The following is a 14,600-nucleotide window of genomic DNA, read 5'->3' on the forward strand; positions in this document are numbered from 1 at the left end:
CGCGTGGCGCGTAGCGACGGGAAAAGGGCGGCAGGCAGAACAACGCCGGGCGGTCGGACCGCCCGGCGTCGGTGACGATGGCGCTTACTGCGCTTCGGCGATCGCCTCGTTACCGAGTTCGACGATCTTGTCGAGCGCGGCCTGGGCGTCCTGCTGGCCCGACAGCATCAGCTCGAACTGCTCGTTCTCGATGTCGCGAAGCTGCGGCAGGTTGGGCAGGCGCACGCCCTTGGAGTTCTCGGTCGGCTCCTTGCCCATCATCTGCAGGATCGGGGTCTCGCGGCCCGGGTTCTCCTCGTAGAAGCCCGAATCCTTGGTCGCCTTGTAGGCGTCCATGGTCACCGGCAGGTAACCCGACACCTGGTGCAGGCGCGACTGGATCTCGGTCTGGGACAGGAAGTTGAAGAACTCCGCGATGCCCTTGTACTCCTCGTCGGACTTGCCGCCGAAGACCCAGAGGCTGGCGCCGCCCGGGATGGTGTTCTGCGGCGCGCCCTCGGCATTGGCGTCATAGGGAAGCTGGCCGATGCCGTAGTTCATGCCCGACTTGACGATGTCGCCGAGACCGCCGGAGGATTCCGTCAGGATCCCGCATTCGCCCGACAGGAAGAGCTGCTTGGCTTCCGAGGTGCGGCCGCCGTAGCGGAAGACGCCGTCCTTGGCGAGATCGGCGATGTCCTGGAAATGCTCGACATAGAGCGGCTCGTTGAGCTTCAGCTCGACGTCGGTGCCGGCCAGGCCGTTCTCATTGGTGCCATAGGCCACGTTGTTCCACGCCGCGAAGTTCTCGAGGTGGATCCAGGTCAGCCAGGTCGAGGTGTAGCCGCACTCGGCCGCGCCCGATTCCTTGATGGTGCGGGCCGCGGCGAACACGTCCTGCCAGGTCTCCGGCGGGCTGTCGACGTCGAGGCCGGCCTTCTCGAAGATGTCCTTGTTGTAGTACAGGATCGGCGACGAGGAATTGTACGGGAAGGACAGCATCGTGCCGTCCGGCTTGGAGTAATAGGCGACGATGCCGGGCAGGTAGTTCGACTTGTCGAAGGTATAGCCGCCGGCTTCCAGGACGTCGGCGACCGGCATGACCGCACCCTCGGCACCCATCATCACGCCGGTGCCCACGTCGAAGACCTGGATGATCGCCGGCGGCTGCTTGGCGCGGAAGGCGGCGATGCCGGCGTTCAGCGTCTCGGGATAGGTGCCCTTGAAGACGGGGGTGATCTTGTAGGCGTCCTGGCTCTCGTTGAATTCCTTGGCGAGCGTGTCGACGACTTCGTTGTTGGCGCCCGACATCGCGTGCCACCACTGCAGCTCGGTCACGGCGACGGCCTGACCTGCGCCAGCGACCAGCGCGCCCAGCGCGACGGCGGCGCCCAGAATTTTGCGGTTCATCATGTTTCCTCACCCTTGATGCGACTCTCGGGCCCTGTTGCCGAGCTCGTTGCAAGCCGCTTCTCTAGGAGTGCTTCAAAACCGATCGGTGACACAAGCATGAAGGTTCGATGACAGTGGAAAAACTCGGTCTGGCGGCTGTAACGACCGTGTTCTGACGCACGTCGTGCGCCTGTTGGCGACTGTCAGCTAGATTCCGGCTGCAACGTGCGAACCGCGCAGCGTTGGCCTGCGCAAGCCGCGGCGGCATTCCCAAAATCGTTCGCAAGGATTAGGACATGTCCCCTGTGCGCGTCCGCCGGAGGGGCAAGGGGCCCGCGCGCCAAAATGCCATTGGGGAGAATCGCATGGCCTTGATCACCTATCTGACGAAGATCCAGTTCGAGGTCGGCGCCGCCAGCCTGCTCGGCGCGGAACTGCGCGACCTGGGCGTGCGCACGCCGATGATCGTTGCCGACAAGGGGATCGTCGCAGCGGGGCTGGTGGAGCGGGTGCTGTCGGCCGGCGGCCTCCCCGCGGACACGGTGGTCTTCGACGGCACGCCCGAGAACCCGACCGAAGCGGCGGTCAACGCGGCGCTGGCGCTCTATCGCGAGCATGGCTGCGACAGCCTCGTGGCGATCGGCGGCGGCTCGCCCATCGACCTGGCCAAGGCGGTGTCGCTGCTGGCCACCCATGCCGGACCGCTGGAACAATACGCCGCGATCCTCGGCGGCATTCCGAAGATCACTGCGAACAAGCCGCCGCTGATCGCCATTCCGACGACCGCGGGCACCGGCAGCGAGGTCGGGCGCGCCGCGCTCGTCACGCTCGACGACGGCCGCAAACTCGGCTTCATCTCGCCGCACATGATCCCGAGCGTGGCGATCTGCGATCCGGAACTGACCGTCGGCCTGCCCTCGGGACTGACCGCCGCGACCGGCATGGACGCCGTCACCCACTGCATCGAGACCTATCTGTCGCCGCGCTACAATCCGCCGGCCGAGGCGATCGCGCTGGACGGGCTGGCCCGCGCCATGCGCTGGATCCGCCGGGCGACGGAAGCAGGAGACGACATCACCGCGCGCAGCGAGATGATGATGGCGGCGCTGCAGGGTGGCATGACCTTCCAGAAGGGGCTCGGCGCGGTCCACTCGCTGTCGCATCCGCTCGGCGGACTGAAGAGCGTGCGCCTGCATCACGGCACGATCAACGCCATCCTGCTGCCGGCGGTGCTGCGCTACAACGCGCCGTCCGCCGAGGAGAAATACCGGGCGCTGGCCGGTGCGATGGGGCTGGAGGCGGACGCCGATCTGGCCGCGGCGATCACCGCGCTGAACCGCGATCTCGCCATGCCGACGACCCTCTCGGAAATGAACGTGCCGCGCGACTGCTTCGGCCTCGTTGCCGAGGGGGCCGAGCGCGACCATTCGACGGCCACCAATCCGCGCCCGGCCGTCACGGCCGACTTCCTGAAACTGCTCGAAGAGGCCTATTGAGCCGAAAGGCGCAACGCCTCGCTCGGGAGGTTATCGAGGATTGACGAACCGGGCGCCGGGCGCCCGGCCGTCATTGGCTGGATCAGCCCTTCGGCTTGGGCCGCGGGCGGCGCGGCTTGGCGCTGCCGGGACCGGTGCCGCCCTTGCGGTTGAACGGCTTCTTGCTGAAGCCGCCCTTGCGGTCGGCATCGCCCCCGCCCGGTGCGCCCGTCGGGGAGATGGTGATGTCGTCGCCGTCGCTGACTTCGGCGGCGTCGGCAAAACGCTTGGCGACGCTCTCGGAGATCTCGAACTTCGTCTCGCGATCGAAGATCTTGATCATGCCGATCTCCTGCCGGGTGATCTTGCCGCGACGGCACAGCAGCGGCAGGATCCACTTCGGATCGGCATTGTTGCGCCGGCCGACATCCATGTGGAACCACACCATCGGGCCGCTGGCCTGATCGCGCTCCTTGCGCGGCGTGCGTTCCTTGCCGGCGAAATCCTTGCCGGCCTTCGGGTCGGGGCCGAAGCCGGGATCGAAGACGTCCTCGGGCGCCGGCAGGCGCGAGCGATAGAGCCTTGCCAGTGCCGCGGCGATGGTTTCCGGCGAATGCTTCTCCAGGAGGCTGCGGGCGGCGGCGAGATCGTCCTCGCCGGGCTCCTGCGCAAGCACCGGATCGGTCAGGAGCCGGTCCTCGTCGAGCTTGCGGATGGCGTCGGCCGAGGGCGTGCCGCCCCATTCGGCCCGGATCCGCGCTTCGGCCAGAAGCCGCTCGGCCTTGCGCCGGCGCGAGATCGGCACCAGCAGAACCGAGATGCCCTTGCGCCCGGCGCGGCCGGTGCGGCCGCTGCGGTGCTGCAGGGTTTCGGCGTCGCTCGGCAGATCGGCGTGAATGACCAGCGCGAGGCCCGGCAGGTCGATGCCGCGCGCGGCGACGTCGGTCGCCACGCATACCCGGGCACGGCCGTCGCGCAGCGCCTGCATGGCCTGGTTGCGCTCGGCCTGGCCGAGTTCGCCCGACAGCGTCACCGCCGAGAAGCCGCGCTCCAGAAGGCCCGACGACAGATGCCGTACCGCCTCGCGGGTGTTGCAGAACACGATCGCGCTCGGTGCATCATTGAAGCGCAGGACGTTGACGACGGCGTGTTCCAGCTCGTTCGGCGCGATCCGGATCGCCTTGTATTCGATGTCGGCATGGGCTTCGCTGCTGCGCGTCGCCTCGATGCGCAGGGCGTCGCGCTGGTAGCGCTTGGCCATGGACGAGATCAGCTTCGGCAGCGTCGCCGAGAACAGCAGCGTGCGGCGCTCGCGCGGGGTGGCCTCCAGCAGGAACTCCAGATCCTCGCGGAAGCCGAGATTGAGCATCTCGTCGGCTTCGTCGAGCACCAGCGCCTTCAGGCCGCCGATCTGCAGGGCGCCGCGTTCGAGATGATCGCGCAGGCGGCCGGGCGTGCCGACGACGATATGCGCGCCCTGGGCCAGCTTGCGCTTTTCGGCGCGCGGATCCATGCCGCCGACGCAGGTCACCATTTCGGCGCCGGTCTGGGCGTAGAGCCAGGCGAGTTCGGTCGTTACCTGCATGGCAAGTTCGCGCGTCGGCGCGACGATCAGCGCCATGGGCGCGCCGGCCGGGCCGAAGCGCTCGGCCTCGCCGAGCAGGGTGGGGGCGAGGGCGAGCCCGTAGGCAATGGTCTTGCCCGAACCGGTCTGGGCGGAGACGAGGAGGTCGCGGTCGGCCGCCTGCGGCTCCAGGACGGCGTCCTGGACGGGGGTCGGGTCGACGTAACCGCGCTCTGCGAGCGCGTGAGCGAGTGGCGTGCTCGTCGTGCGAAACGGCATCTGGTAATCCTTGGGTATCGGCAGTGGCGGCGGCAACGAGCACGCGCGCGAGTGGCGGCATTTCCGCCCAGCCGCGCCCCCTATTGCACAGGCAGGGCCGCGGCTCAACCGAAACGGCGCCTGACGGTGCTGTCCGGGCCGCCCGCGCCGGCAGTTTTTGCGCGGCGATCGCGGTCCCGATGGTGCATGCACTGTGCACTGCCGCAGCGGAATATCGTCATTCCGGGACAGCCCCCGCTTGCATCGCGCGTCATTGCCCACCATTCTGTGCCGGCGCGCGGGCGGTACGTCCGGCGCCGACTGGAAAAACAGGTAGTAAAATGGCTCAGACTGGTACGGTGAAGTTCTTCAACATGGACAAGGGCTTCGGCTTCATTAGTCCGGATGCGGGCGGAAGCGATGTGTTCGTGCACATCTCGTCCGTCGAGCGCTCCGGCATGACTTCCCTCACGGAGAATCAGAAGGTTTCCTTCGACACGGAACCCGATCCGCGCGGCAAGGGCCCCAAGGCGGTCAACATTCAGCCCGCATAATTCGGCCAGCAAGGACCGTTTCGTCCGCTCCCCGTCGGGCCCCGTCGCGAGACGGTTTCCGGCAGGCGCCGAAACGCCCGCTGATCGACCTGCCCGCAGACGGGCTCGATCGCTGCACCGGCCTGGCCGAAGCGATCGCCCGGATGCCCGCCGCGGGTGGCAGACACGACCGTGCCGGACCTTCCTGAGGCCCGGCACGGCAACGAGACCGATCGATGTTCGTCACGGCCGACACGCATTTCAACGATCCACGCGTCCTGCGGATCGACCGGCGCCCCTTTGCCGATCTTGCCGACCATGATGCCGCGCTGATCGATCGCTGGAACGCCGTCGTGGGGCCGGACGACATCGTCTGGCATCTCGGCGATTTCGCGCGCGGCGATGCCGCCGCCAAGGCCGCGCTTCTGTCCCGCCTCAATGGTCGCAAGCAGCTCGTCACCGGCAACAACGACGATGCCGACACGATCGCCGCGCCCGGCTGGGAAACCGTCCAGGCCTATCGCGAACTCACCATCGACGACCGCCGCGTCGTGCTGTGCCATTACGCCTTCCGGACGTGGAACGGCATGGGCAAGGGCGCCATCGACCTGCATGGCCATTCCCACGGACGGCTGAAGAAGATGACCCGTCAGTTCGATGTGGGCGTCGATGCCTGGGACTTCCGGCCGGTCACGCTGGACGAGATGCTGGCCTCGCGGCCGCAGCGCCGCAAGGCGACCGGTCCTGCCGACAAGACGTCTTCCAAAACCCAGGCGAGCCCCGCGAGGCCGTAGGCGTCAGTCCGCCAGCGGCAGCCGGATGGTCTGGTCGAGACCGCCGCCGGCGCGGTTGGCGACCACGATCGAGCCGCCGGTCTGATCGATGATCTCCTTGGCGATGGCCATGCCCAGACCGGCACCCGGCTTGAACTGGCGGCGGCCGAGATCGACCCGGAAGAACGGCTCGAAGGCGCGTCCGAGCAGCTCTTCGGGAATGCCCGGCCCGTCGTCGGCGAGGCTGACCACGGCGTCCTGCCCGTCGCGGGCCAGCGCAACCCGGGCGCCCCCGCCATGCACGGCGGCGTTGTCGCCGAGGTTGCGCAGCGCCCGCTTGACCGCCAGCGGCCGGGCCCGGATCGACAGCGCCGGCCCATCGAGACGGGGCGGCTCCACCGGCCGACCGATCTCGCGCAGCTCGGCGATGATCTCGGTGAGCAGGCGATCGAGCCGCACTTCTTCGAGCGAACCTGCATCCACTTCCTCGCGCACCAGCCGGATCGCGCTGTCGGCGATGCGGTCGAGCTCGGCCAGGTCCTTCAGCCAGACCTCCCGGTCCTCGTCGGGCAGGAACTCGGCGCGCAGCCGCATCCGCGTCATCGGCGTGCGCAGATCGTGGCCGGCGGCCGCGACGAGACGCATGCGGCTTTCCACCGCCTCGCGCACCCGTGTCGTCAGCCGGTTGAGCGCGGCGGCGGTGGCCCGTACTTCGGCCGGCCCATCCTCGGGAATATGGGCGGGCAGGCCGTCGCGGCCGACGGTGGAGACCGCCTGGTCGAGAATGCGCAAGGGGCGGGTCATCTTGGTGGCGACGAAGATCGAGACCGCGGCGGCGCCGACGACGACCAGCGTCATGTAGAAGACGAAGATCGGCCAGTTGCGGGGCGGAAACCCGGTATAGGGCAGATAGGCCCAGCGGCCCGGCGCAAACTCCAGCGCCAGTTGCCGGGTGCGCGCGGCCGGGTCGCCGACGACCCGTACCGGGATCGACAAGCCCTTGGCCGCCACGGCGCTGGCGATGCCGCGGGCGTCGCGCACCCGCATGTCGTCTTCGCGCACCGGCTCCGGACCGACCTCGATGCCGAGCCTGTCGGCGGCCGCCGGGTCCTCGACCAGCAGGGCGGCGACGATACGTACCTCCTCGGCGAAGACCTCGCGAAAACTGTCGCGGTCCGGCCGTTCCAGGACGACGATGGAGACCAGCGAGGCGACAGCCACGACCCCGACAATGGCGAGGACCAGGAGCAGCGCCAGGCGCGAGCGCAGCGATCTCATGGCTGGCCATCCCCGGTGCCCGTGGCGGCTTCGCTCCGCTCCACCCGGGCGGCGAACTGGTAGCCGCCATTGCGCACCGTCTTGAACAGCCGGAACACGCCGCCATCGTTGAACTTGCGCCGCAGTCGGCTCATCGTCACGTCGACCGAGCGGTCGAAGGGGTCGGCGGTGCGCCCGTGCAGGAGATCCATTAAAATGTCGCGGGACAGGACCCGGCCCGGCCGCTCCAGGAAGATCATCAGGAGATCGAACTCGGCCCCGGTCAGGACCACTTCGGCCCCGTTCGGGTCGGTGGCGAGGCGCCGCTCGGGATCGACGGTGAAGCCTTCGAAGGTGAAGCGCGTCGGTGCGGCCTCGCCCGGGGCGGCGTCTCCGCCGCCGCCACGGCGCAGCACGGCGCGGATGCGCGCGGCCAGTTCGCGCGGATTGAACGGCTTGCCCAGATAGTCGTCGGCGCCGATCTCCAGCCCGATGATCCGGTCGACGTCTTCCTTCAGCGCGGTCAGGAGGATGATGGCGATCTCCGGCCGCCGGTCCTTCAGGTCGCGGCAGATGTCGAGACCCGAGCCGTCGGGCAGCATCACGTCGAGCACGACGAGATCAATGCGGGCGTCGGCGATCTTCTGTTCGCAGGCCCGCCGGCTGGCGGCGATGGTGCAACGGAAGCCCTGGCTCTCCAGATATTTGCCGAGCAGGCGTCCGATCTCGGGGTCGTCGTCGACGACGAGGATGTGGGGCTGGCTCATGCGGGGCTCTCGAATGATGGCTCTCGCCCTTTTGTGACCGGGCTGCGCGCGGGACGCGAGACCATTCTTGTAACGGCGCGTTGCAGGAACCGCGGCCCGCAACATTGCGTAACAAGTTTCCGTGTCGGCGACACGCTTCGCAACATTCTGCCGCATCCTCGCAACATCGGCGCACTAGCTTCGGTTTCGGTAGTCACCAAGGGAAGGAAATCTCCATGACCTCCAAGCACAGCCAGACGAACACCCGCCGTTCGCACCGCCTTCTGGGTCTCGCCGGCGCCGCGCTCCTCGCCAGCGCCGCCGCCACCTCGGCCTTCGCCCAGACGACGCCGGCACCCGCCGCGCCGGCCGCAGCCACAGCCGCTTCCGAAAATGCCGGCCAGCGCGGCGACAACAAGCGGGTCGCCGAGCATCGGCGCGAGCGCGGCGGCAAGCATCATCGGGCCGGCCGTGGGGGCCGTGGCGGACATCACGCCATGCACCGCATGTTCACCCCGGCCAAGGTCGCCGGCGCGCTCGCCGCGATCGAGACCGGCATCGGCGTGCGGCCCGACCAGATGGAAAGCTGGCGCGCCTTCACTGCGGCGCTGGTGGACTTCGCCGACGCCTCGCAGCCGCCGCGCATGGGCCGGGGCAACGACCGTGGCGGCATGCGGATGATGCCGAATGACGACGCCGGCCCGGCCGATGCCGCCGATGACGAGGCCGCCGACGATCAGACCACGATCGATGCGGACGAGACGGAAGAGGCGGACACCATGGCCGAGGCCGATGCGCCCGAGGCCGGTGACGACGCGGCCGCGCGGGGCGACCGCGCCTTCCGGATGCTGGACCGCATGGCCGACCGCGCCATCGAGCGCGGCGACAAGGCCGAGACGCTGAAGAGCGCGCTGGCCGATCTGCAGACGACGCTGACGCCGGAGCAGGTCACCACGGCCCGCAAGATCGTGCGCTCGATGATGCGCGATGCCCGCATGGAAATGCGCGGTGGTCGCGGCGGCGAGCGCGGCGGACATCACGGCCGGATGGAGCGCGGCGGTGGCCGTGACCATGGCGAGATGCATCGCCGGCATCACGGCGGCGACAAGCGCGATGGCGGCGAACGCCGTCATGAGCGTCACCACGGCGGTGGCAAGCAGCGCCCCGACCGCGGCTGATCCTGTCATCTCCTGACGAACGACAGGCGGCCGGCCCTTCGGGGCCGGCCGTTTTCATGCGTGGTCTCAGCCGAGCGCGTCGGCGATGGCCTTGCCGCAATCGACCGTGCCGAGCGGGCCGCCGAGATCGCCGGTGCGCAGCTTGTCTTCCGCCAGCACGGTCTCGATCGCCCGAACGATCGCCGCACCGGCGTCCTTGTGGCCGAGATGGTCGAGCATCATCGCGCCGGCCCATATCTGGCCGACCGGATTGGCGACGCCCTTGCCGGCAATGTCCGGCGCCGAGCCGTGGACTGGCTCGAACAGCGAGGGGAAGTCGCGCTCGGGATTGATGTTGCCTGACGGCGCGATGCCGATCGTGCCGGTGCAGGCCGGGCCGAGATCGGAGAGGATGTCGCCGAACAGGTTCGAGGCGACGACGACGTCGAACCGGTCCGGATTCAGCACGAAATGGGCGGTCAGGATGTCGATATGGTACTTGTCCCAGGCGATGTCGGGATAGGATTTCGCCATCTCCTCCACCCGCTCGTCCCAATAGGGCATGCTGATCGAGATGCCGTTGGACTTGGTCGCCGAGGTCAGGTGCTTCTTCTCGCGGGTCTGGGCGAGATCGAAGGCGTAGCGCAGGATGCGGTCGACGCCGGTCCGCGTCATCACCGTCTCCTGCAGCACGAATTCGCGGTCGGTGCCCTCGAACATCCGGCCGCCGACCGAGGAATACTCACCCTCGGTGTTCTCGCGCACCACGAAGAAGTCGATGTCGCCCGGCTCGCGGCCGGCCAGCGGGCTCTTGACGCCGGGCATCAGCTTGACCGGGCGCAGATTGACGTACTGGTCGAACTCGCGGCGGAACTTCAGCAGCGAGCCCCAGAGCGAGATGTGGTCGGGCACGGTCTCCGGCCAGCCGACGGCGCCGAAATAGATCGCGTCATGGCCGCCGATCTGCGCCTTCCAGTCGCCCGGCATCATCTCGCCATGCTTGGCGAAATAGTCGCAGGAAGCGAAGTCGAATTCGTCGAACTCCAGCGCCAGGTCGAATTTCGCGGCAGTCGCTTCGAGGACCCGCAATCCTTCCGGAACGACTTCCTTGCCGATGCCGTCGCCGGCGATGACCGCGATCCTGAGCGCGTTGGATGACATGGAGACCTCGTTCTGGCTGCGATGGCCGGCGGCGCCGGCGAAGTGGAATGGGAGGGCCGCGCGCGACCCGCGAACGAGCTATAGCGGAAGTAAGCCCGTCATAGGAATGGCCGCGTGTCGCGAAACGCCGGTCGGTCCGCTGTCGTCGCGCGCAGGGCCTTCAGCCGCAGCGTCTCGGGAACCCAGTCGGCGCCGCGAAACCGCAGCGCCACATAGTCGAGCGCCGTGACCGCGGCGATTTTTGCCAGATCGAGCCGTTCGCCGGGCGCCGCGTCGATCCGGGCGTCGAGTTCGGCCAGCCCGTCCGCCATCGTGCGACGGCGCTTGCGGCCGATCGGGCTGGCGTCGAAGGTCGTGTCGGCGAAATCGCCGCTGACGATCTTGCGGCCGACCAGCGTCTGCACCGCGGCGTCGCAGACCCCCAGCGCCAGGCCGGCGATCGACAGGATCCGCGGAGCGTCGTTCCCGGGCGCCGGCGCCGCCCCCACGTTGTCGGCGTAGCGTGCGATCAGCAGGCATTCGGCAATCGCCGTGCCGTCGTTGAGGACGAGGCAGGGCACGCGGCCGGCGCTGTTGACGGCCAGCAGTGCCGGATCGTCGTTCCACTGGTCGGCGATCTGGACAGTCAGATCGGGCACCGCCGCGTCGATCAGCGCGGCATGGGCGATCCGGGCGAAGGGCGAGGTGTTGTTCTTCAGGAGCGTCGGCATGTCAGCGCTCGCGCTCGTAAGGGGCGGTTTCGCAAAGCCGGACGGTTTCCATCACAGCACCAGCTTCGGTTCGAGCCGGCCGCGCACCGGCAGATCGACGAGGAAGGTCTTGCCGGCATCGGGATCGGCGCGCCGTCCGGCCTCGTCGAGGCCCGTCCAGGCCGAGGTGACGATCATCCGGTCGGCATTCGGGCCGACGAAGGACGGGCAGGTGACCTGCCGCGCCCCGAGCGCGACGCTCCGGACGCGCACGCCGTCCGGCGAATAGGCGTCGAGCGTGCCACTGCCCCAGCGGGCATTCCAGAGCGTGCCGTCGGCGTCGCAGACCGAACCGTCGAGGCCGCCGTCGCCGCCGGAATGGTCGTGGAAGAGCACCGGGTCGGCGACCGGCAGGCCGCTGGCCGGATCGACCGCGACGCGCATCAGGCGGTTTGCCTGCGTGTCGACGAAATAGGCGATGGCGCCGTCGGGCGAAAAGCAGATCGAGTTCGGAATGCCGATCCCGGCATAGAGGCGTTTCAGCTCGCCGGCGCGATACCAGTAGATCGCCCCGGCCTGCGGCTCGGCGTGCTTGCCCATGGTGCCGATCCACAAGGCACCGGAGGGATGGACGCGGCCGTCATTGGAGCGGGTGACCGGGTTGTCGGCTTCCAGCGGTGTGTGCAGGGACAGGCGGCCGGTGGCGGTCTCCCGGATATACAGCCCGTCCTCGGCGGCGATCATCTGCCTCTCGCCGTCGATTACCTGCAGCGCGCTGGCCATCACCGGCAGCGGGTGCGCCGTCGCCTCGGCCGCATCGCCGCGCTTTTCCAGCAGCATCCGGCCCTCGATGTCGAACCAGAAGGCGGTGTCCGTCGCCGGATCGTAGGTCGGGCCTTCGCCGAGCCGGCAGGCGATGTTCGAATAGAGGCTGACGGATATGTCGGCGTCGCGCATGATGCTGGGTCCGGATTGTCCTCTTGGCGGCTCGGCAGCCGCAGCGCGGCGGACGCGCGCCGCCGCAAATCGGGGCCGAAGATGACTTGGCCGGCCGCCCCTGTCGAGCCTTGGCCTGCGAGGACGGTCAGCTTGCGGCGCGCAGGATCTCGAGGAGCTTGCGGCGGCCGTCCTGCGGGCTGCCATCATTGACGATGCGATGATGCGCCTCGGCGCCGGGCGGCACGCTCAGTTCCACCTGCCGGGCGATGCGGGCGGAAATCTCCTCCGGCGTTTCGCGGCCGCGCGCGGCGATGCGGGCGACGAGCACGGCGGGCGGCGCGGTGATCTCGACGATGGCGAGCCGTGCGAAGCGCTCTGCGGCCTGGGCGAGGACCCGGCGCGAGACATTGGCGACGACAGTGGTTCCGTCCGTCAGCGCGGTCTTCAGATACGCCGGCAAACCATAGGCGAGACCGTGCGCCCGCCACGACAGGCAGAACGCTCCCGACGCCTCCGCCGCGGCGAAGTCGGCAGGGCTCATCACGTCGTGATCCTCGATGGCCGCGATGGCGTCCCGGGTCACGATCCGCCGGGCAAAGACAATGCCCTGTGTCTTCGCCAGATCTTCCGCCGCCAGCGCCAGCAGCGTGTCCTTGCCGGCGCCGCTCGGGCCGACCACGGCGACGAACAGGCCGGGGCCGCTCGGGGCCGTTCCGCCTGCGCTGCGTGCGGGATCAGGCGACACGCCGGCCCTCCCGCCAGACCGCGCGCACCACCGGCGGATCGCCGGCGCTGGTGGAAACCCGCACCAGATCGCCGCGCAGCCCTTCGGCGATGGCGCCGCGATCCGCGAGGCCGACGGCGGCGGCGGGATTGGCGGTGACCAGCCGGATCGCCGCCGGAAGGTCGCATTCGCCGCTTTCGGCCAAAGCGAACACCGCCTGCAGCATGGAGAAGGGGACATAGTCCGAGGACAGGATATCCAGGGTGCCCCGGCGCAGGAGCTCGATCGCCGAGACGTTGCCGGAATGCGAGCCGCCGCGCACGATGTTGGGCGCGCCCATCAGGACGTGCAGCCCGGCATCGCGCGAAGCGGCGGCCGCCTCGACCGTCGTCGGGAACTCGGCGATGCGGGTGCCCAGCTCGATGGCTTCGGCGACATGGGCCGCGGTGGCGTCGTCATGGGAGGCGACAGCGATGCCGCGCTCCCGGCAGACCCCGGCGATGGCCCGCCGGGCGGGCGGCGCATGGCGCTCGGATTCGGCGAGCCGGCGGGCGCTGAAGGCGTCGAAATCGGCATCCGACAGGTTCAGCTTCTTCTGGAAATAGGCGCGATAGGCGTCCATGTCGGCGAACTGGCGCTGGCCGGGCGCATGATCCATCAGCGATACCAGCTTCAGCCGCGGATTGGCGGCGATCTTGTCGAAGCCCTCGACCACGTCCGCAGCCGAGACCTCGCAGCGCAGATGGATGTAATGGTCGGCCCGAACCCGCCCCTCGGTGACGGCGCGGTCGATGGTCCGGCCCATCTCCGCCATGTCGTCGGCGGTCAGCGTGCCGTTCTCCTCGGTGCCGACCCTGAGCGCGTCGAAGACGGTGGTGATGCCGGAGCCGGCGATCTGGTTGTCGTGCGCCTGGATGGCGGCCATCTTGTTCCACATCACCCGCGGCCGCGGATTGAAATGGCCCTCGATATGGTCGGTGTGCAGTTCGACGAGGCCGGGAATGAGGATGTCGCCGCCCATGTCCTCGCCGCTGGCCGGGCCTTCGTCGAAGCCGGCGATCACGCCGTCGCGCAGCACCACATGGCCGTCGATCACCGCCTCCGGCGTGACGATGCGGGCATTGGTGAGGATGGTCTCGTCGGGCATGTCAGGCTTCTTCCGAAGGGCGGCGGAACGGATGGACCGAATGGACGCGGAACGGTGCGCCCGGCTCCGGCTCTATGAAGAGAGCCAGATGGTCGATGGCAAGCGGGGCGCCATCGAATGGGGCGAATCTGTCGCGCAGCCGCGCTTCGACGGGCTTGCGCTCGGCGGCCGGAACCTTGCCGGTCAGGGTCATGTGGAAGCGGAATTCCTCGAAGACGTGAGGATAGCCCCATTTCTCCAGATAGTCGCGCTGGCGTTCGGTCAGCTTGTGCGGCTTGCGGCGCGCGATCTCCTCGGCCGTGGCGGGGGCGCGCAGCGGCTCGAAGCTGCGGACGACGGCCGATTCCAGTTCGCCGAGGGCCGGCGGCGCGCTCTCGGGCACCAGCGCGAAGAACGGTCCGAGCCTCGCCAGCACAAGCTCTGCGATCCGCACCGGGTCGCGCGAGGCGCAGAAGGCCGCCAGCCGCGCATCTACCTCGGACAGATCGACGCCCTCGGCGAGCCGGAACGGCGCGCGCATGGTCGCATGAAAGCCGTAGCGCGCCGGTGATGCGACGAGCGGATCGACGGCCGGATCGGAGTCTCGGGTCGGCTCGCCGTCGAAGGCGCTGCGACCCAGCCATTCGGCGGCGGTGCGGGTCAGCGGCGCGCCGGCGGGGGGCGTGAAATAGATCGCGGCGCGCATGGTCAGGGTCCTGGGACTGGAGGGCAGCGGAAGGGCATGTCAGTCGGCGACGCTCGCGCTCGGCTTGGTCGCGGGAGAGGGTGGGTCCGCGGGGGATATAAGCGGCATTTCGATCCGGCCA

14 protein-coding genes are annotated in these 14,600 nt (G+C 68.9%); 4 read left to right on the top strand and 10 right to left on the bottom strand.

Features of this window, described 5'->3' with window-relative positions; all coding sequences use genetic code 11:
* Positions 1-84: 84 nt before the first annotated feature.
* Positions 85-1,392, bottom strand: a complete 1,308-nt coding sequence (gene ugpB / locus ACEQX1_RS08480) for a sn-glycerol-3-phosphate ABC transporter substrate-binding protein UgpB (protein ID WP_370192950.1) — start codon at positions 1,390-1,392, stop codon at positions 85-87.
* 344 nt (positions 1,393-1,736) lie between these two features.
* Here ugpB and ACEQX1_RS08485 point away from each other — a divergent pair, with 344 nt between their 5' ends.
* Positions 1,737-2,867 (top strand): iron-containing alcohol dehydrogenase, encoded by a 1,131-nt coding sequence (locus tag ACEQX1_RS08485; protein ID WP_370192952.1) that lies wholly within the window; start codon positions 1,737-1,739, stop codon positions 2,865-2,867.
* Positions 2,868-2,949: 82 nt separating this feature from the next.
* Here the strand turns inward: ACEQX1_RS08485 and ACEQX1_RS08490 are convergent, their stop codons facing one another.
* Complete coding sequence (locus tag ACEQX1_RS08490; RefSeq protein WP_188075289.1) at positions 2,950-4,689, bottom strand: DEAD/DEAH box helicase; 1,740 nt, start codon at positions 4,687-4,689, stop codon at positions 2,950-2,952.
* A gap of 320 nt (positions 4,690-5,009) precedes the next feature.
* On the opposite strand from ACEQX1_RS08490, the gene ACEQX1_RS08495 reads away from it, so the two are divergent.
* Together ACEQX1_RS08495 and ACEQX1_RS08500 are read left to right on the top strand one after the other, a co-directional pair.
* Positions 5,010-5,222 carry a cold-shock protein gene (locus ACEQX1_RS08495; protein ID WP_009211216.1) on the top strand — a complete coding sequence of 71 codons (213 nt, stop codon included), beginning with the start codon at positions 5,010-5,012 and terminating at the stop codon, positions 5,220-5,222.
* 215 nt (positions 5,223-5,437) lie between these two features.
* Positions 5,438-5,995: a metallophosphoesterase family protein gene (locus ACEQX1_RS08500; protein ID WP_370196726.1), complete on the top strand. Its 558-nt coding sequence runs from the start codon at positions 5,438-5,440 to the stop codon at positions 5,993-5,995.
* A gap of 3 nt (positions 5,996-5,998) precedes the next feature.
* Here the strand turns inward: ACEQX1_RS08500 and ACEQX1_RS08505 are convergent, their stop codons facing one another.
* Together ACEQX1_RS08505 and ACEQX1_RS08510 are read right to left on the bottom strand one after the other, a co-directional pair.
* Positions 5,999-7,252 carry an ATP-binding protein gene (locus ACEQX1_RS08505; protein WP_370196727.1) on the bottom strand — a complete coding sequence of 418 codons (1,254 nt, stop codon included), beginning with the start codon at positions 7,250-7,252 and terminating at the stop codon, positions 5,999-6,001.
* Complete coding sequence (locus ACEQX1_RS08510; RefSeq protein WP_370193500.1) at positions 7,249-7,998, bottom strand: response regulator transcription factor; 750 nt, start codon at positions 7,996-7,998, stop codon at positions 7,249-7,251. Before ACEQX1_RS08510 ends, ACEQX1_RS08505 begins: the two co-directional genes overlap by 4 nt.
* A 215-nt stretch (positions 7,999-8,213) precedes the next feature.
* On the opposite strand from ACEQX1_RS08510, the gene ACEQX1_RS08515 reads away from it, so the two are divergent.
* A complete protein-coding gene (locus ACEQX1_RS08515) occupies positions 8,214-9,155 on the top strand; it encodes a hypothetical protein (protein ID WP_370193501.1) in 942 nt (313 codons plus the stop codon).
* Between the two features lie 66 nt (positions 9,156-9,221).
* On the opposite strand, the gene ACEQX1_RS08520 is transcribed toward ACEQX1_RS08515, so the two are convergent.
* The 6 genes from ACEQX1_RS08520 to ACEQX1_RS08545 all read right to left on the bottom strand — a co-directional run bounded on the left by ACEQX1_RS08520 (position 9,222) and on the right by ACEQX1_RS08545 (position 14,479).
* On the bottom strand, positions 9,222-10,295 hold the full coding sequence (locus ACEQX1_RS08520; protein ID WP_370193502.1) for a tartrate dehydrogenase: 1,074 nt from the start codon (positions 10,293-10,295) through the stop codon (positions 9,222-9,224).
* Positions 10,296-10,393: 98 nt separating this feature from the next.
* The gene (locus tag ACEQX1_RS08525; RefSeq protein ID WP_370193503.1) at positions 10,394-11,005 is read right to left on the bottom strand and encodes a glutathione S-transferase family protein; all 612 of its coding nucleotides are present in this window, start codon (positions 11,003-11,005) and stop codon (positions 10,394-10,396) included.
* Between the two features lie 51 nt (positions 11,006-11,056).
* Positions 11,057-11,941, bottom strand: a complete 885-nt coding sequence (locus ACEQX1_RS08530; RefSeq protein ID WP_370193504.1) for an SMP-30/gluconolactonase/LRE family protein — start codon at positions 11,939-11,941, stop codon at positions 11,057-11,059.
* 127 nt (positions 11,942-12,068) lie between these two features.
* Positions 12,069-12,668, bottom strand: coding sequence for a phosphonate metabolism protein/1,5-bisphosphokinase (PRPP-forming) PhnN (gene phnN / locus ACEQX1_RS08535; RefSeq protein ID WP_370193505.1), 600 nt, complete (start codon positions 12,666-12,668; stop codon positions 12,069-12,071).
* Positions 12,658-13,794, bottom strand: a complete 1,137-nt coding sequence (locus tag ACEQX1_RS08540; RefSeq protein ID WP_370193506.1) for an alpha-D-ribose 1-methylphosphonate 5-triphosphate diphosphatase — start codon at positions 13,792-13,794, stop codon at positions 12,658-12,660. The genes phnN and ACEQX1_RS08540 overlap by 11 nt, the downstream gene beginning before the upstream one ends.
* Before the next feature lies 1 nt (position 13,795).
* The gene (locus ACEQX1_RS08545; protein ID WP_370193507.1) at positions 13,796-14,479 is read right to left on the bottom strand and encodes a DUF1045 domain-containing protein; all 684 of its coding nucleotides are present in this window, start codon (positions 14,477-14,479) and stop codon (positions 13,796-13,798) included.
* Positions 14,480-14,600 lie beyond the last annotated feature (121 nt).

Source organism: Aurantimonas sp., assembly GCF_964217435.1.
In the GTDB taxonomy this organism is placed as follows: domain Bacteria; phylum Pseudomonadota; class Alphaproteobacteria; order Rhizobiales; family Rhizobiaceae; genus Aurantimonas; species Aurantimonas coralicida.